Annotated in this window: 20 protein-coding genes and 1 pseudogene; 10 read left to right on the top strand and 11 right to left on the bottom strand. The window is 64.4% G+C overall.

Annotated features, from left to right (window positions below; genetic code table 11):
• Window positions 1-40: 40 nt before the first annotated feature.
• Together ACIA76_RS38055 and ACIA76_RS38050 are read right to left on the bottom strand one after the other, a co-directional pair.
• A complete protein-coding gene (locus ACIA76_RS38055) occupies window positions 41-409 on the bottom strand; it encodes a hypothetical protein (RefSeq protein WP_397159409.1) in 369 nt (122 codons plus the stop codon).
• Window positions 410-680: 271 nt separating this feature from the next.
• Complete coding sequence (locus ACIA76_RS38050; protein ID WP_397159407.1) at window positions 681-2,108, bottom strand: FAD-dependent monooxygenase; 1,428 nt, start codon at window positions 2,106-2,108, stop codon at window positions 681-683.
• Between the two features lie 66 nt (window positions 2,109-2,174).
• On the opposite strand from ACIA76_RS38050, the gene ACIA76_RS38045 reads away from it, so the two are divergent.
• Complete coding sequence (locus ACIA76_RS38045; RefSeq protein ID WP_397159405.1) at window positions 2,175-2,831, top strand: TetR/AcrR family transcriptional regulator; 657 nt, start codon at window positions 2,175-2,177, stop codon at window positions 2,829-2,831.
• Here ACIA76_RS38045 and ACIA76_RS38040 read toward each other — a convergent pair.
• Window positions 2,812-4,752, bottom strand: coding sequence for a M3 family metallopeptidase (locus ACIA76_RS38040; RefSeq protein ID WP_397159403.1), 1,941 nt, complete (start codon window positions 4,750-4,752; stop codon window positions 2,812-2,814). The two genes, ACIA76_RS38045 and ACIA76_RS38040, sit on opposite strands and share 20 nt — an antisense overlap.
• Before the next feature lie 238 nt (window positions 4,753-4,990).
• On the opposite strand from ACIA76_RS38040, the gene ACIA76_RS38035 reads away from it, so the two are divergent.
• The 3 genes from ACIA76_RS38035 (at window position 4,991) to ACIA76_RS38025 (ending at window position 7,998) form a co-directional block, all read left to right on the top strand.
• Entirely contained in the window at window positions 4,991-6,154 is a 1,164-nt protein-coding gene (locus ACIA76_RS38035; protein WP_397159401.1) for an FAD-dependent oxidoreductase, read from the top strand.
• Between the two features lie 124 nt (window positions 6,155-6,278).
• A complete protein-coding gene (locus ACIA76_RS38030; RefSeq protein ID WP_397159399.1) occupies window positions 6,279-7,595 on the top strand; it encodes a hypothetical protein in 1,317 nt (438 codons plus the stop codon).
• A gap of 76 nt (window positions 7,596-7,671) precedes the next feature.
• Window positions 7,672-7,998 (top strand): nuclear transport factor 2 family protein, encoded by a 327-nt coding sequence (locus ACIA76_RS38025; protein WP_397159397.1) that lies wholly within the window; start codon window positions 7,672-7,674, stop codon window positions 7,996-7,998.
• Between the two features lie 166 nt (window positions 7,999-8,164).
• Here the strand turns inward: ACIA76_RS38025 and ACIA76_RS38020 are convergent, their stop codons facing one another.
• The gene (locus ACIA76_RS38020) at window positions 8,165-8,479 is read right to left on the bottom strand and encodes a septal ring lytic transglycosylase RlpA family protein (RefSeq protein WP_397159395.1); all 315 of its coding nucleotides are present in this window, start codon (window positions 8,477-8,479) and stop codon (window positions 8,165-8,167) included.
• 103 nt (window positions 8,480-8,582) lie between these two features.
• On the bottom strand, window positions 8,583-10,037 hold the full coding sequence (locus ACIA76_RS38015; RefSeq protein WP_397159393.1) for an FAD-binding protein: 1,455 nt from the start codon (window positions 10,035-10,037) through the stop codon (window positions 8,583-8,585).
• A 134-nt stretch (window positions 10,038-10,171) separates the two neighbouring features.
• On the opposite strand from ACIA76_RS38015, the gene ACIA76_RS38010 reads away from it, so the two are divergent.
• The gene (locus ACIA76_RS38010; protein ID WP_397159391.1) at window positions 10,172-10,588 is read left to right on the top strand and encodes a patatin-like phospholipase family protein; all 417 of its coding nucleotides are present in this window, start codon (window positions 10,172-10,174) and stop codon (window positions 10,586-10,588) included.
• On the opposite strand, the pseudogene ACIA76_RS38005 reads toward ACIA76_RS38010, so the two are convergent.
• Window positions 10,579-10,668 (bottom strand): annotated as a pseudogene (locus ACIA76_RS38005) (hypothetical protein); the annotation flags it as partial. The gene ACIA76_RS38010 and the pseudogene ACIA76_RS38005 sit on opposite strands and share 10 nt — an antisense overlap.
• A 127-nt stretch (window positions 10,669-10,795) precedes the next feature.
• On the opposite strand from ACIA76_RS38005, the gene ACIA76_RS38000 reads away from it, so the two are divergent.
• Both ACIA76_RS38000 and ACIA76_RS37995 read left to right on the top strand, forming a co-directional pair.
• Window positions 10,796-10,948: a hypothetical protein gene (locus ACIA76_RS38000; RefSeq protein WP_397159389.1), complete on the top strand. Its 153-nt coding sequence runs from the start codon at window positions 10,796-10,798 to the stop codon at window positions 10,946-10,948.
• 446 nt (window positions 10,949-11,394) lie between these two features.
• Window positions 11,395-11,991, top strand: coding sequence for a hypothetical protein (locus ACIA76_RS37995; RefSeq protein WP_397159387.1), 597 nt, complete (start codon window positions 11,395-11,397; stop codon window positions 11,989-11,991).
• Window positions 11,992-12,164: 173 nt separating this feature from the next.
• Here ACIA76_RS37995 and ACIA76_RS37990 read toward each other — a convergent pair whose 3' ends face one another.
• Both ACIA76_RS37990 and ACIA76_RS37985 read right to left on the bottom strand, forming a co-directional pair.
• The gene (locus tag ACIA76_RS37990) at window positions 12,165-12,539 is read right to left on the bottom strand and encodes a hypothetical protein (protein ID WP_397159384.1); all 375 of its coding nucleotides are present in this window, start codon (window positions 12,537-12,539) and stop codon (window positions 12,165-12,167) included.
• Between the two features lie 217 nt (window positions 12,540-12,756).
• Window positions 12,757-13,326 (bottom strand): CGNR zinc finger domain-containing protein, encoded by a 570-nt coding sequence (locus ACIA76_RS37985; protein ID WP_397159382.1) that lies wholly within the window; start codon window positions 13,324-13,326, stop codon window positions 12,757-12,759.
• 103 nt (window positions 13,327-13,429) lie between these two features.
• On the opposite strand from ACIA76_RS37985, the gene ACIA76_RS37980 reads away from it, so the two are divergent.
• Together ACIA76_RS37980 and ACIA76_RS37975 are read left to right on the top strand one after the other, a co-directional pair.
• Window positions 13,430-14,602 (top strand): epoxide hydrolase family protein, encoded by a 1,173-nt coding sequence (locus ACIA76_RS37980; RefSeq protein ID WP_397159379.1) that lies wholly within the window; start codon window positions 13,430-13,432, stop codon window positions 14,600-14,602.
• Between the two features lie 51 nt (window positions 14,603-14,653).
• A complete protein-coding gene (locus ACIA76_RS37975) occupies window positions 14,654-15,250 on the top strand; it encodes a WD40 repeat domain-containing protein (protein ID WP_397159377.1) in 597 nt (198 codons plus the stop codon).
• A 199-nt stretch (window positions 15,251-15,449) separates the two neighbouring features.
• Here ACIA76_RS37975 and ACIA76_RS37970 read toward each other — a convergent pair whose 3' ends face one another.
• On the bottom strand, window positions 15,450-16,322 hold the full coding sequence (locus tag ACIA76_RS37970; protein ID WP_397159375.1) for an NAD(P)-dependent oxidoreductase: 873 nt from the start codon (window positions 16,320-16,322) through the stop codon (window positions 15,450-15,452).
• Window positions 16,323-16,578: 256 nt separating this feature from the next.
• Complete coding sequence (locus ACIA76_RS37965; protein WP_397159372.1) at window positions 16,579-16,935, bottom strand: DoxX family protein; 357 nt, start codon at window positions 16,933-16,935, stop codon at window positions 16,579-16,581.
• Between the two features lie 49 nt (window positions 16,936-16,984).
• On the opposite strand from ACIA76_RS37965, the gene ACIA76_RS37960 reads away from it, so the two are divergent.
• Entirely contained in the window at window positions 16,985-17,356 is a 372-nt protein-coding gene (locus tag ACIA76_RS37960; RefSeq protein ID WP_397159370.1) for a winged helix-turn-helix transcriptional regulator, read from the top strand.
• Between the two features lie 214 nt (window positions 17,357-17,570).
• On the opposite strand, the gene ACIA76_RS37955 is transcribed toward ACIA76_RS37960, so the two are convergent.
• Window positions 17,571-17,705: a hypothetical protein gene (locus ACIA76_RS37955; protein WP_397159368.1), complete on the bottom strand. Its 135-nt coding sequence runs from the start codon at window positions 17,703-17,705 to the stop codon at window positions 17,571-17,573.
• Window positions 17,706-17,909: the final 204 nt, after the last annotated feature.

Genomic DNA, 17,909 nt, shown 5'->3' with positions numbered 1-17,909 from the left:
CACCCGGGCCACCGCCGCCCTGTGAATCGGCGACCGCTCCCTAGACGCGCAGACACCCGCAGAACACGCCACCGCAGGGCTCCCCGATCTCGCTGCCATAGACCTCGTAATGGGCCACCGCTCCGACGATCTGCCGAGCAAGGCCGGGGTCCATCAGCGGCGCAGTGCGATCGGCAGCACTCGCCCACTCGCGCGGTGTGCCCTGCAGATCGAATCTCCTGACACCCTCGACGAACAGAGTCCACAGCGGATGGTCCGGAAAGTTGTTGAGCCGCAGGACCCATCGCCGACCACCGACGACGGCGGCCATAGGGAAGTACAAATCACCGGTCTGCTGCCAGTAGGGCCGGACATCCAGTTCGGGGCGTGGCGCGTCGAGGGAATCGGCGATGTCCGAACGTGTAATCACATCGACAGTATCGTCCACGCGGCGACGGCGACATCACGCCGCGGGCCGGTATCGGGCCGACCCGAGATCGGCCGCCCGGTGAATGGGTTCGCGATTGCCGTCCGCCGCAGGAGTTCCCGACGAGGTGCGAATAGCTGTGGGCCGCAGCTTATCTCGCTCCCGCGACCGCCTGCGCCGCAGACTCGCCGCGCAGGCCGATGCCGGTATCGAATGCTCAACCGGCCCAGATGATCTCGCCGATTGATCGTCGACTGTTCACGCCTGCCGATATTCAGCCGAACCATCGGGTGAGAGCGGTCTCGAGTGGCTCTTCGTCGGTGGCGGACCAGGCGATGTAGCCGTCGGGTCGGATCAGGACGGTGGTGGAGTCCGCATCGGCTTTCGCGGTGACGTGGTCGAGTCGGTCGGACCAGCGGTCGATCGATCTCGGTGTGTCGTCGAGGGATAGCAGCAGGCCGCGGCCGGAGTGCATCAGCCGGCTGACTCGGGTCGGGCCGTCGGGGGTGGTCAGGTCGAGGTCGATCATGCGCGGGCCGAGTCCGGGGTATTGGGTGTCCAGGCCCGACATCATGCCCGAGATGAAGTGGTTGGCCTCGGGCAGCCGGAGCAGGTCGGTGAAGAGGTCGCGGACCGTGGCGAGGTTCTCGTCCCGGATCGGGTTCAGGATCACGCTTTGCGCACGGGTGGTGCGCAGTACCCGCGCGGCGACGGGATGGCGCTCGGTGTGATAGCTGTCGAGCAATCCCTCGGGTGCCCAATCATGCACCGCCGCAGCGAGTTTCCAGCCCAGATTGACGGCGTCCTGGATGCCGAGGTTCACGCCCTGGCCGCCGATCGGCAGGTGGATGTGGGCCGCGTCCCCGGCGAAGAACACTCTCCCTTCGCGATAGCGCTCGACCTGCCGGGCGGCGTCACTGAATCGGGACGCCTCGCGCAACTCGCCCAACGTCGTCTCGGGTCCGTACACCGCTCGCAGCGCCTCGTCGACTTCCTCGGCCGTGACGGGTGTTTCGCGAGCGGGTCTGTCATCGGAGAGCTTGCCGAATACCAACCGATACAGCTCACCCTCGATGGGATGCAGGATGGTGAAGAATCCGCCCCCGGAGTTGAAGTATCGACTGAAGTGTTCGGACGTGCTGGGGACCGTGGCGGATCGGGACGCGAGGGTGAGGTCCGCGACCACCGAGGACCTCGTGCCCGCGGTGCCGGGGAAGGGGACGCCCAGCAGTTTGCGCACCGTGCTGTGGCCGCCGTCGCATGCGACGAGATAGCTGCCGTGAATGTCCCCGACCGTGACCCCGTCGGACTCCGATTCGATTGCCGAGACCTCGAATCCGCGCAGCACCGGCACGCCCCGATCGACGAGGCGCTGTTCGAGGAGGGCCTCCAATCGGGCCTGCGGGATGGCGACCGGATACGGGTGGCGGGTCCGCCACGGGCGGCAGTCCAACTCGACCGGAAGTCCAGCGAAATGGCCACCGAACTCGCCGCGGGGCAGCACGCGGTCGAGCAACGGATCCAGCAATCCACGCAGGTCGAGTATCTCCGCGGTGCGCGGTTGCAGCCCGCCCGCCCGGGACTGTGCACTCCGCGTGCGCTGCTTCTCCAGCACCACGACCGGAACTCCGGCCAGCGTGAGCTCATTGGCCAGCATCAACCCGGTCGGGCCCGCCCCGACCACGATCACTTCGGTCCGCACGTCATCCTCCAAAAGTAGACTTGATGCAAGAATACACCCGGTCTACCGATCCGGTATGGTGAAAACATGTCCGAACCAACGGGATTGCGAGAACTCAAGAAGGTGCGCCTTCGCGAGACGATCGCGGCCACGGCGATCCGCATGTTCCTCGAATCGGGGTTCGACCAGGTCTCGATCACCGATATCGCGCGCGAGGCGGAGGTCTCCCGACGAACCCTGTTCGCGTACTTCCCGACGAAGGAAGACCTTGTCCTGCAACGGTTCGCCGACCACGAGGACGAAGCGGCCAGAACGGTCAGGGCCGGGCGCACCGATCAACCACCGCTGGACAGGCTCCGAGAAGCACAACTGGACGCACTGCGCCGCCGCGACCCGAACACCGGCCTCAACGACGCCCCCGAGATCATGGCCTTCCTCCAATTGGTCTTCGGCACAGAAACTTTGGCGGCAAGACTGATGCGCTACACCTCACGCGGAGTAGCCGCACTGGCAGCTGCGCTGCACGAGAACGGTTTCGACCCACTCACCGCACGCCTCACCGCAGCCCAGGTGATCGTGCTAGAGCGCGAACTCGCCTTGATGAACCACGAAAGCCTCGTCAACGGCGAGTCCGCAGCCGACCGCTACCCGGAAGCGGTCCGAGCCACCAATCGCGCGTTCGATCTCCTGCAGGCCGCGGATCTCAGGTCGAACCTCGAAGGACTTACGGAGCCGACCGAGTAGCGTTCGATACCGGCGCCCGGTCCAGCCATGTCGCGAACGCGTCGAAGGTGAACGGGCGGCCGAGGAATGCGGCCACCAGATCGGCTGCGTCACGGGATCCGCCGGGGGCGAGGATTCGATCGCGGTATCGGTGTGCCACCGAGGGATCGAACAGGTCACCGATATCGAAGGCCGAGAACAGATCCTTCGCGATGACCAGACTCCACAAGTAGGTGTAGTACGCGGAGGTATAGCCCGCGAGATGTCCGAACGCAGTCTGGAAATGGGTGCCCGGCAATCCGGCGATCCGACTGTGGCGCTCCATGATGTCGAAGACCGCTTCGGTCTGGTCGGCGGGCCGGTCGCGGTGCAGCAGATACGACATCGCGGTGTAGCCGACCTGGGTCAGGACCGAAATCCCCTTGCCGAAGTCCTGCGCCGCCCGCATCCGTCGCACCAGCTCGGCGGGGATGGCGGTCCCGGTCTCGTCGACGGCGAACGTGCCCAGAATCGTTGCGTCCCATGCCCATTCCTCGAGCAGCTGTGACGGCGCCTCGACGAAGTCCCATTCGGTGGCCACTCCGGAGAACCGCGCCCAGTCCTGCCGCCCGCCGAGCACATGATGGATCAGGTGCCCGAATTCGTGGAACAGCGTGACGACGTGCTGGTGTTCCATCAGCCCCCGGGAGAAGTTGCACACCAGCACTCCCTCGGGCAGCAGCCGATCGGTGATCCCACCGACGAGGTCGAACTGCGCGGCGTGTTTGTATTTGCCTTCGCGTGGATGAAGGTCGAGATAGATCCGTCCGCGTCGTTCGCCGTCGGCGTAGACGTCGTAGGCGGTGACCTCCTCATGCCAGCGCGGCACATCGACCGGCCGGTACTCCAGCCCGAACAGCCGGCCGGTGATCTCGAGCAGACCGGCCCGCACCCGGGTGAAGTCGAAGTATCGGCGTACCTGTCGAGCGTCGACGTCGTACTGTTCGCGCCGGATCAGCTCGGTGTAGTAACCGACCTCGGAGCGATCGACAGTGGTGGCGGTGGGTTCGTCCTCCCGTCGTCGCGCGAGCAATGCGTCGAGGTCGCGGCGGCTCGCGGCATCGGCGGCGGTCGAGATCCGCTCGATGAACTCGGCGATGGCGTCGCCGGTGCCGATCATCTTGACGTCCGCGTCGTAGTCGGGCCAGCTGTCGTAGCCGAGGAGTCGGGCCTTCTCGTCACGAAGGTCGAACATCTCGTGCAGGACAGCGTCATTGGCCGGCCATCCCCGGGTCTCGAACTCGACCGTGAGGTCGCGGCGGGCCTCGGCGTCTCGGGCGTAGGTGCGCAGCGGGAGGTAGTCCGGGTAGTCGGTGGTGATCGTGACCAATCCGTCCTCGGCGGGTGGATGCGCGGCGATGAAGTCGGCGGGCAGCCCCTCGAGTCGCTCAGGGGTGAGCCGTATCGCGCGAACGTCGTCCCGGATGGCCCGGCCGAAGTCCTGGTCGAGCAGGGTCAGCCGCTCCGAGATCTCCCGCAGCCGGGCTCGGGTCCGGTCGTCGCGGTCCACACCACCACGTCGGAAATCGCGCAGCACGTGCTCGCGCATTCGCGAGGCCGCCTCATCCAGGCCCGCCGACTCGGTGGCCGCGACGATGTCGTAGAGCACGCGGTCGAGATCGTGATCGGTCCTGACCCGATCGACCTGCTGGACAAGCTCTTCGGCGAGCCGGCGCACGTCGGGCTCGGGGTGGACCTGGACGACCAACGCGGCGGCCAATTCGGCACCGCGCAACGCGATGTCGGCATCGTTCCACAGGCCGAGCACCGCAGCGGTGTCGCGGGGAGTGTCGTCTTTGAGCAGCTCCAGCGTCTCCGCCGAGGTCCGCAGGTTGCCGCGCACGTGACCGGAGAGCCAGTCGGACCAGTCGGCTGACGGCAGAACAAGTGGTTCGAGGGCCATTCCTAGACAGTAACGGCCGCCTCCATGCTTGCCCAGCGAATCTCGGCGAGCCTGCGGAAGCGTCACTGCCGCTGACGATTCGGACGTGTCAGGTTGGGCTACGATACTCAAATGTCGGTGACGCCAATGGTTTTGGCTTCTGACTCGAGGCCCACACTGTCAAACGGAAGCCCAATTCCGTTGCCTCCGGGTTGAAGTCCGGAGGGTGGGGAGGCGCGTTGGAAATGAAAGGATCTCGATGACGCATGCGTTGATCATCGGTGGTGGCATCGCCGGTACCGCGACCGCGATGGCTCTGCGGAAAGCTGGCATTTCATCGACCGTCTATGAGGCATATCCGACCGGTGGCGACGATATCGGCGCCTTCTTGATGATCATGCACAACGGGATGGACGCGCTGCGGGCGATCGCGGCGGACGAACCGGTCGTGGCCGCCTCGTTCCGCACCGACAACGCCGAATACCTGGACGGCGCGGGCAATGTGTTCTCCTGCGGGCCATTCGGACCCGGCCACCCAGACCCTGTCGGCCCGCGAACTCTCACCCGCGCCGATCTCTACCGCACGCTGCACAGTGAGTTGCGACATCGCGGCGGCCGGATCGAGCACGGAAAACGTCTGGTCAGCGCCGCCACGAGAGCCGACGGTCGAGTGGTAGCGGAATTCGATGACGGCACCCACGCCGAGGGTGACCTGCTGATCGGCGCCGACGGAATCCACTCCGTCACACGATCACTGATCGACCCATCCGCGCCGACCCCGCGCTACACCGGGCTCAATATCGCCTACGGATACACCGATGCGGCGGATATTCCCTTGTCGCCGGACACTTTCCGCATGATTCGCGGCGGCAGCGGGTTCGGCCACACGACCTCACCGGAAGGCATCACGTTCTGGGTAGTGCACCTTCCGGGCGCGCCCCTCGGTAAGGCCGAGATCGCGGCGACAACTGCGGCGCAGTGGCGAGAGCGGGCGACCAAGCTGTTCGCGGATGACGCGGAAACGACAGCAATGCGCATCATCAACTCGACGACGGACGAGATCATGGTCAGCGCCGTCCACGAGATCTCCTCGCTGCCGCATTGGCATCGCGACTCGATGGTCCTCGTCGGCGACGCCGCACACGCCGCATCTCCCCTCGAAGGTCAAGGCGCCTCAACGGCATTGGAAGACAGCGTGATCCTCGCCCAATGCCTCCGCGATCTCCCCACCCTCTCGGAAGCGTTCAGTGCGTATGAGCGCATCCGTCGGTCGCGCGTCGAGCGTCTGGTGGTCTTCAGCGGCCGGGCAGCGACCATGGCGGAAGCCAAGGAAAAGGCGCGCCCCGAGCGGCGGTCATGGCTGTTGGACCATCACATCGACTGGGATACACCGATCACCGACAGCGCCCGATCCCTACCGTGATGCGTGCGAATAGCGCGGCGATGTTGCGCGTGCTGCTTGCAGAGCAATGCGGTCTGCTCGTCCTGGGTCGGCTGTGTCGATAGCGTCGTGTCGACAGGGCGATGGGGCGAGGAAGGTCGACATCATGCGGGACATTCGGCACAACCGCTCCTGCGGGCGCCGCCTGGCGCGAAATGTCCTGGCGGCCGGTGGTTGTCGGGATGATGCCGTATTCGCGGTGCACCGGCACTGTGATGTCTCGTTGCTGCGGGCGCATCGCATCGTCAACGGACACACGCTGACCGAAGCGGTCGAGCTGTTGAGGGAGATCCTGCGGTCGCGAGGAATGCCGTCCGAAGGGCTTGCGCATCAACAGCTCTCGCGGTGGGAGACCGGTCGAGATGTGCCCACACCGCACTACCGCGACGCACTGTGCGTCCTGTATCGGACCAGGCCTGACCGGCTCGGCCTCGGTCACGACTACTCTGATATGTCAGCCGCGCTCTACTCCGCGGAAACCGTTGAGCGCAGCGAATTTCCGCACCCCGAGAACGGCGCGGGGTCTGATGTGGATGTTCTCGAAGAACTCACCGAGCAAGCCGGATATCTCGTCTATACCGTGGCTCCGGCCGAATTCATCCCGGCTCGCCTGACGGACATCGCGCGCATCCAAGCGCAGTTGCTGGTGGCACGATCACCGAGTGTCCGCAGGCGGCTTTACCGCGTATTCGCCAAGAACGCCGGGTTCATCGGTAACCGGATCATCGATGTGGCGGGCCTGGACGATTCCCTCGAATGGCTCGGTATCGCCCGACGAGCCAGCAGGTTGGCGGGCGACGCCAGCGTCGAGGCATGGATTGCCGGACATATCTGCACCGCATGTGCTTGGTACAGCCGAGCTTTCAGCTCCAGCCTTGCAGCCGCGCACATGGCCCAGTCGGTCGGAGGTGGTCGACCGAACGCTGCAGCGGTGTTCGGCCACCTTGCCGAGGCGTGGATCCACGCCAGAATGGATTGCCCCCGAGAGACTTTGGCGGCTATCGGTCAGGCCGATCGAATGTTCGCCACGCTGCCGGAGACCGAGAGGGTGGCCGACGGCTGCCACATCGTCGAGTACTTTCTGCGCTGGCATCAATCCGGCGCCCTGACCGCGATCGGTGCGAGAGCCGACGCCGAAGCGCTCCGCGCGCGAGCGCTCGAGCTGCCCTCGAGTCACCTGGACCCGGTCGGGCGAGCAGTCCTGCATTTGGATGCGGCTGCCTCGAAAATCGAAGAACGAGAGTTGGAGTGGGGCTGCCGGATCATCACCGAGGTGTGGGCGCGTACACCGCCGGAGTATCGAGTCGGACAGATCCCGCGCCGCGCCTGGCAGATTCTCGACAGCATCAGCCCTGCCGAGGCCACCCGTAGTGAGGTTCGAGACGTGCGAGACCTGCTCGAGACGGCAGGTGGCTGGAAATGAAGTCACGCCAGCGGGTTACGGCGTCCGGTCCGGTTTCGACTGGACGAACCGGGAGATCGCATTGCATGATCGGCCGATGTCCGACCCGCACACCATCGTCGAGCGCCAACTCGCCGCGTACAACAGCCATGATCTCGACGCCTTCGCGGCGACCTACTCCTCCGACGTGCGCATCAATCGCCGTGACGGCAGCCACATCATCGGCCGTGATGCCCTGCGGGAGACCTATGCCGACCAGTTCGCGCGGCGCCGGTGCCGGGCCGAGATCGTCGGACGCCTCATCGAGGGGGATTGGGTGGTCGACCACGAGATCGCCCATGGCCTGTCCGACGCCCCCGTGCGGGTGCTGGTCGCCTACCGGGTCCGCGACGGCCTGATCGACCGAGTCGATTTTCTCGGCTGAGACCCGAACACGCCGGTACGACCGGCTGGCCACACGCCACGATCCGAGCACGCCGCTGGCGAGGTAATCGCCGCTGCCGGTGCGACTTTCGGTTGCCACCGCGCCGCAGCGCATCCGTAACCGCATGTCACGCTGACGGCGAGGTCAACTCGGCTGCCGAGCCGCGTCAGATCCGACCGGGCGGTGACGCGGACTCGATGACATCGACCTGCACCGGCACCACTCCCGCGTCGATCATGTCGATCTGCCGAGCGGCAGCTTCGATGAGATCGATGATCCGCCCCGCCACGAACGGACCCCGGTCATTGATACGCACCTCGGCGGTCAATCCATTGTCGCGGTTGGTCACTCGCACCGTGGTGCCGAACGGCAGAGTCGGATGCGCCGCGGTCATCCCGGTCGGATCGCACACCTCTCCCGACGCCGTCCGCGGTCCGTTCGGATCACAGGTGTACCAACTCGCCAACCCCACCTCGGTCACAGCCACCCACGATACCCATATCGCTGCACGTCACGACCCAACTCTGCGGAGAACGTCCGCTACCCCGGTCAGACGATGCGTCCGCTGTGGACGCGATGGGTGATCAGCAGTTCGGTGGGATGCTGAGTTTGTGGTGGAACAGGTTGGCAGGGTCGTATTTTCGTTTGAGTTCTGACAGGCGGGCCAGGTGATTGCCCCAGTAGGCGGTCGAGATGTCCTCGGAGGTGGCGTTTTCGGCCATATCATCGTCGCCGATGTAGCCGCCGGCGCTGTAGGGGCGGAAGACGTTGTAGGCCTCGTTCAGCCAGATGTCGTTGGCTCGGCCGGCCTGGATGAGGCTGTCTTCATCGGGGAAGTCCGCGAGCTCGAACCAGCTGGACATGCCCATCGCCCAGGTGGCGCCGCGGACCGGGATCGCGGTGGCCGCCAGCAGGGGGCCGTCGTCGGGGTTCAGGCTGACCAGCTGGATTCTGCTGCCGGTCAACGGTTGTCGGGCGACGACCTCGGCGAGGTGGTTGATGCATTCGGCGTTGAGCGGTTCGGTGATGAATCCTGCGCGGATAGTCATGTAGCGCAGGTGTTCGTCGTGTTCGCGTTCGATGGCGTTCAGATCGCTGTACCAGGGCGCCGAAGTTTGGGTCAGGCCGAAGTCGCGCACCGATTCCAGGAATGTGACCGCCTCGACCTGCTTGTCGGTGGACGGCGGCAATGCGGCTTCCAGGTCGGCGAGCACGGCGTCGCGGTCGGTTTCGGTATCGGTCAGAACGGCACCGACGAATTCCACCTCGCCGAGCCAGATACAGATCCACGGGTTGGCGGTGCGTGGCATCGACAGCGCGTAGTTCTGTAACAGGGTGAAATGCTCGGCGAAGTCGATGTCGGAGCGTTTCCACTTGTAGGAGAACCGTGCCACCGCTCGTGGGGCCTTCGTCAGTTTGATCTTCGCTTGGGTGATGATGCCGAAGGAGCCGGTGCCGTTGCCGCGGATGGCCCAGAAAAGATCGGGATTGGTGTTCTTGTCGGCCACTCGCAGTTCACCGTCGGCGGTGACGATCTCGACTTGCAGGATCTGGTCGGTGAGGATGCCGGCGGTGCGGGAGTAGTGGCCGTAGCCGCCGCATTGCAGCTGACCGCCGATCCCGACGGCGACGCAGCTGCCCGCGGGCACCATGAACCCGCCCTGGTTGAACGCCTCCCGATACAGGTCGCCGAGCAGAACGCCGCCTCCGACGATCGCGACCTGCTCATCGGACCGGATCTCGATCTCGTTGAATTTCACCATGTCGATGACCAGGGCCTTGTCGTCCTCGCCGCCGAGACTCAACCCCTCGAACGAGTGCCCGCCCGAACGGGCCACTACCCGCGCGTCGGCACTTCCGCGTACGCAGTCGAGCACGGTGCGTATCTCTTGGACGCTCGTCGGCCGCACGATGCCCAGCGGCCGATAGCGGTTCCGTATGTTCCAGGTGGCCCGGGCGCGGTCGAAGTCGGGATCGCCGGGAAAACTCATCCACGTCGTCGGCAGCTTGCCCCGAAGAAGTGTTCGGATCTCGGTCACGAGCTCACCTCCTCTCGTCGGTGATACTCCCGTTCTTACCGCCAACAATGCAGGCCGATCGGCGTCGGGCCCTTCAGCTTGCAGCGCGTGTCGCAATAGCGGCAGATCGTGATCGCGACAAGATGCTGACCACGATGGAGACCTCCTCGCCCGCGCCACCGGCCGATCCGCAGGTCACCGCCGTCGACATCACCACCGGCGCGCTGCACGAGTGGACACGCGACGGCGCGGCGGCACTACCCGAAGCCATGGCAGCCAGCACCGCGGTGCCCGGCGTACTCCCCCCGATTCCCATCGACGGCCACTCCTGTATCGACGGCGGCATCGGTTCGTCGATCAACGCCCGCCTGGCCGCCGACGCGGACCTGGTCACCATCATCGAATCCATGACCGACGAATTCTCGCGCCTGCCCACCGACCAGGAAACATCCGTTATGCCGCATATCGCGCGATCCGGGTGGCCGCGTGGCGTTCCCGAAAGATCAACTGATGGAGATCATCTCGCGCCCGAGCCCACGCGAGTGGCGCCCATGAGCGTGCGTCACGGCTGATGGTCGTGCCAGTTGTTCACCGTGATACCGCGTGGGCCGAGGTCGCGCGCCAGACCGCGGACCAGCCCCTGCAGCGCGGCCTTGGCTGCTTATGGTGTGTTGGGCAGCCGTGCTGGATGTCATACCGGCGGACATGCCCGCCGTCACTCATCGGTCTCCACGCTCCGGATCACGCGAGGCTGATCACATCCGGTGGTCGGTCCGATCATGCTGAAACAGCCCCGTGTGCACGGAGTTGCGCGTAATCTGTTGTCCGGCAAGGGATCGCGCATCGAGGTGGGCGCCGATCTCGCCGAAGGGTACGTCGGCGATCATCGCGTAGCTGATGTGCCAACAGATCTGATCGCCAGTATTCGATGACCGATCCAAGTGCTTCAAGCCAGGCAGACCGCCGATCGATCTCTCGGAGGTGTTGGATGACGAGCGCCACCCAGAACCCGAACGATAAGACGCTCGACTGAGCGGTCTTTCGACTCACCCAGTACAGGGCGCGCAACGTGTCGTAATTCGGTGCCGACCGGAGCGCGGCTTGCTCTGCTTCCAAACGCTCCGCTAACTGTAACTTGGTGGTGGCCAACGCATTCCCGATATCAGGCGACTCTCCCCAAAAGCCACCTCGAGACTTATCGGACCGCCGTACAACCAGGAAATGGCCGACAACGACACGCCGTGGACGTTGGCGCGGAATTCCTCAACTAGTGAATTTGCTCGTCTCAGTACCGGGCTTCGTACGTTCGTTAAGGTAATGCGATAGGAACGGGTCGAAGATGTCTCATAACATTTCATTCCGGGCAAGAATTGTTGGAGTGGCGGTCGCAACCAGTGCCTCGGCCTGCATGCTACCGATCTTCCTCGCCACCGGCGCCCAGGCAGACACAACTCCCGCCGCGAACACCACCGTCACCCAACCCGCAAACCCCCGGGAACCCAACGGGATCGAGCCCGTCAAGCCGACCGGCAGCCGGGCGACGGCAGCCGACCGGACCCCGATCCTCGCACCGAATCAGGCACCGGGCACGGACGACGCCGCAGCCCCCCAGGGCCTCACCGACACCGCCCTCACGTTGAACCCCAACCTGCTCAGCTCAGGCCTGGACCTGATGATGTCCGCGATTGAGCTCCCACCCCACATCATCGCCAAGTTCATCGTCCCGCCGGATCAGTGGTACGGCTTCGACCAGGTAATCAGCCACGAGAGCGGTTGGAATACGTTCGCGGTCAACCCCAGCTCGGGCGCCTACGGCCTGGGCCAGGCCCTCCCCGCCACGAAGATGTTCACCCAGGGGTGGGACTGGCCGATCAACCCGGTTACTCAGCTCCTCTGGACCTACGACTACATGTGCCAGCGCTACGGCAGCCCCAACGCGGCCTGGGCGTTCTGGCAGGTGCATCACTGGTATTAGCGGTATCAGGGGGACAGCTGACACCAGTCGGCGCCCAACAGACCGATTACCACGCCCGCTCGTCGGCTAAGAGCGGACGTACTGCGCCGCAGTCGATCTCGTTATACGGAACGCCCGCTCCGCGGCAGAGCGGACGTTCCGCCCGCGCCAGGATCTGAGGTGCTAAGTCAGATTCAGAACTCGACCCAGAACGCGAACTCATTCGTCTCGCCCTCAATCTGATCCCAGGAATAGCTGAGGACCTCCGGGACCGTCACTGTTGTTCCGATGTCTGCCTGACTGACTCGGTACTGCCGTGCGTCCTGCCCTTCCCTCACAAGGTCAACCTCCGCACCCCCGGTCCTCATCGGTGAGCAGAGCGGTCGAAAGACCACGACACCGACCGTCTGCGGTCTGAACGACAAACTCGCAGAGGCATAGGGCCATTGGCGCGTCAGCACGCACCGACCCGTGACGATGTGACGGCCCTCGGCGTCGCCGTAAGTGAATCCTTCGGCAGAGGCCAACTCACCGTCCTGGTTGAGCAACCTGATATCTGTGATCTGCATTGACACTCCCCTCATGCGCTGATGCACGGCATATCGCTAACACGCTGCAACCAAGGTAACGCGGGATGGATGCCCAAGTACGGCAACGCAATACGACGAAGAAGAAGCTGCGCTCGGGTAGTAGCGGATGCTCTCCGAAGCGTTCGGCCAACCGCTCGATCCTGGTCGGCCGAACGGCCCGCCACGCGGCATTATCGGATACTATCGTCGAGTGTAGTCAGCTCCTGGTGTTTTTGCGCTGGTTGGCATTGAAGCGCGCCTTCTTCTGACGATTCCCGCACGTGTTCATGTCACACCATTTGCGGGTGCGACTTTGACTAGTGTCGAAGAAGGCGGCTTGGCAGGTTGGCGATGCGCACAAGGCCAATTTTCCGTCTCGTTCGCTTGCGATGATGCTGATCGCGTCGGCGGCGATCACGCTTAGCGCATCTTCTACGCAGGAAGCCGAGCTAAGTCGCCATTGACGATTGCCCTCGGGCGTCAGGATAGCCGCGGCCCGACCCTGAATGCTGCAGTCATTGATGACTTGGACAGCAGACGCAGGGAGAGCGTCTTGGATCGCGGCCGCTGTCGCGGCGGCGTGAATTGATTCCCTCAGTTCCCAAGCGAGTTCGAGCTGGGAGGTGGTGCAGGACTCCACGGCAAGGCCGTTCACTGCCAGCCAGTCGACGAGTCGCTGCGGCGTGGGAATGCGCTCCACAGCGTCGCCACGACGCTCCGACAGAGTCCCCGTGAAGCTGGTCGCTAGCACGTTACCAGGGCGAAAGTCAGGGAACTCGGCACGCATAGAACCACCTTAGCTGGTTGCACGCTGACATCGAGACATGTTAGAACCGTCTTAGCCGGTTCGCGATAGGTCGTAGCCGGTTCCGCGATGATGAGGAGATCTCATGCCCCGTCCAACCAGCGACGTGCAAGCATTCGAAGCCCACGCCACTGACGCTGACCTGGACGATCTGCGCACGCGACTGGCCGCGGCGCGGCTACCGGAGGCCGAGACGGTCTGTCGCGCCGCGCCCGACCCTCGCCGATGGGAACAGGGCGTTCCTCTCGCCGACCTCGTCGATGTCGTGAACTACTGGCGCACCGGGTACAAGTGGCGGTCGTTCGAAGAGCGCCTCAACCGCATCGGCCAGTTCCGCACGACCATTGACGATCTGGGAATCCACTTCCTGCACCGCCGATCCGCGCGCGCAGATGCCACTCCTCTGATCTTGACGCACGGCTGGCCAGACAGCATTGCTCGGTTCATCGATGTAGTAGACGAGCTGGCAGATCCGAAAGATGCAGACGCGCCGGCGTTCCACGTCGTGGTCCCGTCGCTACCAGGCTTTGGTTACAGCGACAAGCCGGCCACCACCGGGTGGGGAACCGAAAAGATCGCGGCCGCATGGGTGGAACTGATGGGAAGGCTCGGCTACAGCAAGTTCGCAGCCCACGGCGGCGACTGGGGAGGCAATATCACCACGGTTCTCGGCGGCAGGTTCTCGGCGCACGTTCTCGGCATCCACACAACGTTCGCGGAGGGACCGCCCGGTTTGACAACGGACGGGCTGACGGCGGTCGAGCGCAGATGGACCGAGGAAACCCGCGATTTCTGGCGCCACCGCGCGGCGTACGCGAAGCAGCAGGCGACCCGACCGCAGACCATCGGCTACTCGCTCGTCGACTCACCGGTCGGGCTTCTTGCCTGGATCCTCGATAAGTTCGCCGAGTGGACAGACACCGAAGACAGCCCGTTCGAGAGGATTTCCATAGACCGCGTTCTCGATGACGTCACCCTGTATTGGCTGACGCGGACCGGCGCATCGTCGGCCCGCATTTACTACGAAAGCCACAACTCGCTCGACCCCGAACTTCGGGTCGACGTCCCGTCAGCACTCACTATGTATCCCCGCGACATCGAGAAGTGCCCGCGCCCCTGGGCACAGGAGCGGTACCGACAGATCGTCCGATGGAGGTCGCCCGAAACCGGGGGACATTTCCCGTCGCTGGAGGTTCCCGAGTATTTCGTCAAGGACCTGCAAGAAGGCCTCGCGGCAGTGCTGGCCGCTAATCGGTGAACGCGGCTGGGTGCCGGGACTCGGAATTACAGTAACAACATCACGTATGAGGTGGCATTCAGCCCGGACGGCACCCTGGTAGCCGCCAACAGCCCCGGCGACCACATTGTGCAGTTCTTGGATGCGCGAACACATGAACAGCTGCAGCCCGTCCACGACGACACCAACATGTTGTACTCGATAGCGTTCAGCCCGGACAGCACGTTGCTCGTCACCGCCCGTAGCGACGGTAGTGTGCGGTTGTGGAATGTCCATGCCCGCCAACCCGACGGACAGCCCCTCCTTATCAACCATAGCGGCGAAACTGTCGGGTCGGTGACGTTCAGCCCGGACGGCACACGGCTGGCCGTCGGCAGTGCCGACACGGTGCAATTGTGGGATATCGGTACTCGCCAACCTGCCGGACCACCCCTCACCGGCCACACCAGCACGGTGCGGGCGGTGGCCTTCAGCCCGAACGGGGCACTACTGGCCTCCACTGGTGAAGATCGAACTATCCGACTGTGGGATGTGCATAGACATCAACCTGCCGGCCAACCCCTCACCGGCCACACCGACAAGGTTGAGTCAGTGGCATTCAGCCCGGACGGCACGCTGCTGGCCACCGGCAGTGCCGACAAGACCGTGCGGTTGTGGAACGCACCGTAACGCCACCTCAAACTGGTCGTTGACGTCACACCGTGCAGAAAACACACCGTATCGGCATTATCGCGCAGTGCCGACGGCTGCACGCTGCCCGAGATGATCTCTGTCCGTTGATCTTCAAGGTCGTCGCGCAGCCGATTCGAACCGCGCGGGTCGCGGCAATACCGGAGACTTGTACAGCCCGGTCGACGCGGTGGCACCGTCACTCGCGCAGCAGATCGAGCACCTTGGTTTCGTTGAGATCGCCATGACCGGCCTCGACCAACCGCCCGAAAATCCCGTACGCGGCGTGGCCCAGGGTGGCAGGCGCGTTCAGGGAATCGGCCTGCTCGACACCAATACGGGTGTCCTTCAGGCGCAGGGCGGCTGTGAACGCGATGTCGCGATCATGAATCCCGTCCAGCATCAATCGACCGACGCGGACCACCGTGGGGCTGGCAGCGCCACCGCGGGAAAGGGTATCCACGACGGCCGCCAAGTCGAGCCCGGCGAGCTCGGCGGTACGCAAGGCCTCGGCAGTAGACGCGATCTGGATCGAGCCGAGCAGGTTTTGCAGCAGCTTGTATGCGGTGCCCGCGCCGATCTCACCGAAGCGAATGATATTGGTGCACAACGGATCCAAGAGTGGACGTGCGGCATCGAGATGATCTCGATTGGCACCGACGAACAGGGTCAACTGACCAGCGGCAGCAGCATCGGGTAGCCCGGTCACAGGCGAGTCTATATACCGAAATCCTTGCGTGTCAGCATGTTTCGCCAGCTCCAGCACCCACGGCCGGGAAAGCGTAGAGCACTCGACTGCGAACGCACCAGCAGCGACATCGGCAGCCAGAGCACCGTTGTCCCCCAGCCATACCGCTCGCGAGGCGACGTCGTCGGCCACCATCGCAATGATTGCATCCGCTCGCTCCGCTGCTGCGCGTGGCGTGGCCGCGAGGACCGCTCCGGCCGACACGAACCCCGCCGCTTTCTCGGGCGAGCGGTTGAACACGGCCACCTTGTGCCCAGCGGCCACCATCCGTGCCGCCATTCCCGACCCCATCCGGCCCAAACCAAGAAAAGCAATCTTCGCCACTTCAGGCACCCTACCGTCTGGTACTCATCGGGAGAGTCTCGCCATCGAGACCGACAACCCCAACCGGATCCTGTTCAGCGACAGGCCAACTCCGGGAGGAATGAGACCGAAAACGGAGAAGTAACTCGAGGTTAATCGGAGATGATCAACTGCCCGGTAATCGCCATTACAGGGCGTTCCTGGTGTGGGGTGGTGTGCTGCCGCAGGTTCGGGTCGGAGGGCGAGGTGGGCTGGCCGCCGAGGTGGGAACGCGAGTTCAGGCGAGGTGAACATTGAGTACGAGCACGACTGATGTCGCGATCGAGAACGCGAGGAAGACTATGGCTCCCAGCATGTTCCGGTCGCCGCTGCGGATGTGGGCGAGGATCGCGCCGCCGAAGTAGAGCACCAGCCCGATTGCGGCGGCGATCGCGAAGGGCGGGAACCAGATGCCCCCGATGAGACCGAGCGTCGCGGCGATCTGCAGGCTCCCGAGCATGGTGAGCTGGGAAGTGGTGAGGTGGACCGCTTCGGCGAATTGGCGTATCCACGCGGGGCGGACGAACTTCATCACGCCGGACTGGAGCATCGCCAGAGCGAGCAGGACGGACAGGATCAGGGCTGCGATGTGCATGATGGCAACGCTAGGAATCCGATAGGTACCCTTTGGTAACCTTCGGACCGTGAGCTCTTCTGCCGGAATCATGTTCATGTCCGACTGTCCTGCGCGCACGGCACTCGAGATCGTCGCGAACAAGTGGTCCGTAGTCACCTTGTACGCGCTCGAGGACGGCCCCAAGCGGCACAGTGAACTTGTGGCTCTGTCCGGCGGGATCTCCCGGAAAGTGCTCACCCAGACCCTCCGCCGCCTGCAGAGCAACGGCCTCATCGATCGACAGCGGTACGCCGAAGCGCCCCCACGGGTGGAATACAGCCTGACCCCGCTCGGCCGGACTCTGCAGGAGCCGATAGCGATGCTGACGGAGTGGGCGCAGGTGCACGGAGAAGCACTCGTCGATTTCCAGGAATCGACAGCCGCGAACCAGACGCACTAGGTTCCGCACAGCCCACACCGTCGGAGAGTGCGGTGCCAAAGCATAAGGAACCGACTTCCGACCGTCGCTAGAGCGGACGTTCTGCGCCGCAGTCGATCTCGTCCCACAGAACGCTCGCACTGGCCGGGTAGGCCGAGCGCATTACTGCGCCCGGCCCCCCTCAGAACCGGACGTGCACATTGCTATGCATCCGGCTCAAGCAAGCCCGTGGGGGTCAGGTACCGTCGTCGCCGTGCGCGTCCTGACTGCCCGCTAATCCTGCAGCGACGCAATCGAAGACGTTGCCCTCTGGTCCGTTCACCGGGTATCCGGCGTCTAACTTGCCCGTCGGTTCCAGCGTCTTGGCCACCCTTTTCCTCCACAGGCTCACCTGGCCCGCGTCAGCACCCTTTCGGGTCCGGGCACGCAGTCCCGTATCCGGCTGGTTATCCGTGACGAACTGGCGGAGGGGCCAGCTGTGTCTGTCGCGGTTTCCCATTGCCTTTCGGCCACCGGCATTCGCTTCTCGGGCCATCCCAATCCCGCTCGGGGAGTTCAGCTTTCCTCACAGTCG

The sequence above is a fragment of the Nocardia sp. NPDC051570 genome (genome assembly GCF_044454005.1).
In the GTDB taxonomy this organism is placed as follows: Bacteria; Actinomycetota; Actinomycetes; order Mycobacteriales; family Mycobacteriaceae; genus Nocardia.
The sequence above is the reverse complement of the archived record's forward strand: the minus strand, read 5'-3'. Positions and strand labels throughout refer to the sequence as shown.

Coding starts and splice junctions, on each gene's coding strand:
- ACIA76_RS37990 (WP_397159384.1), bottom strand. CDS start 12,539: ATGCAGATCACAGATATCAGGTTGCTCAACCAGGACGGTGAGTTGGCC.
- ACIA76_RS38035 (WP_397159401.1), top strand. CDS start 4,991: ATGACGCATGCGTTGATCATCGGTGGTGGCATCGCCGGTACCGCGACC.
- ACIA76_RS38025 (WP_397159397.1), top strand. CDS start 7,672: ATGTCCGACCCGCACACCATCGTCGAGCGCCAACTCGCCGCGTACAAC.
- ACIA76_RS37965 (WP_397159372.1), bottom strand. CDS start 16,935: ATGCACATCGCAGCCCTGATCCTGTCCGTCCTGCTCGCTCTGGCGATG.
- ACIA76_RS38030 (WP_397159399.1), top strand. CDS start 6,279: ATGCGGGACATTCGGCACAACCGCTCCTGCGGGCGCCGCCTGGCGCGA.
- ACIA76_RS37980 (WP_397159379.1), top strand. CDS start 13,430: ATGCCCCGTCCAACCAGCGACGTGCAAGCATTCGAAGCCCACGCCACT.
- ACIA76_RS38040 (WP_397159403.1), bottom strand. CDS start 4,752: ATGGCCCTCGAACCACTTGTTCTGCCGTCAGCCGACTGGTCCGACTGG.
- ACIA76_RS38045 (WP_397159405.1), top strand. CDS start 2,175: ATGTCCGAACCAACGGGATTGCGAGAACTCAAGAAGGTGCGCCTTCGC.
- ACIA76_RS38010 (WP_397159391.1), top strand. CDS start 10,172: ATGGAGACCTCCTCGCCCGCGCCACCGGCCGATCCGCAGGTCACCGCC.
- ACIA76_RS38000 (WP_397159389.1), top strand. CDS start 10,796: ATGCTGAAACAGCCCCGTGTGCACGGAGTTGCGCGTAATCTGTTGTCC.
- ACIA76_RS37985 (WP_397159382.1), bottom strand. CDS start 13,326: ATGCGTGCCGAGTTCCCTGACTTTCGCCCTGGTAACGTGCTAGCGACC.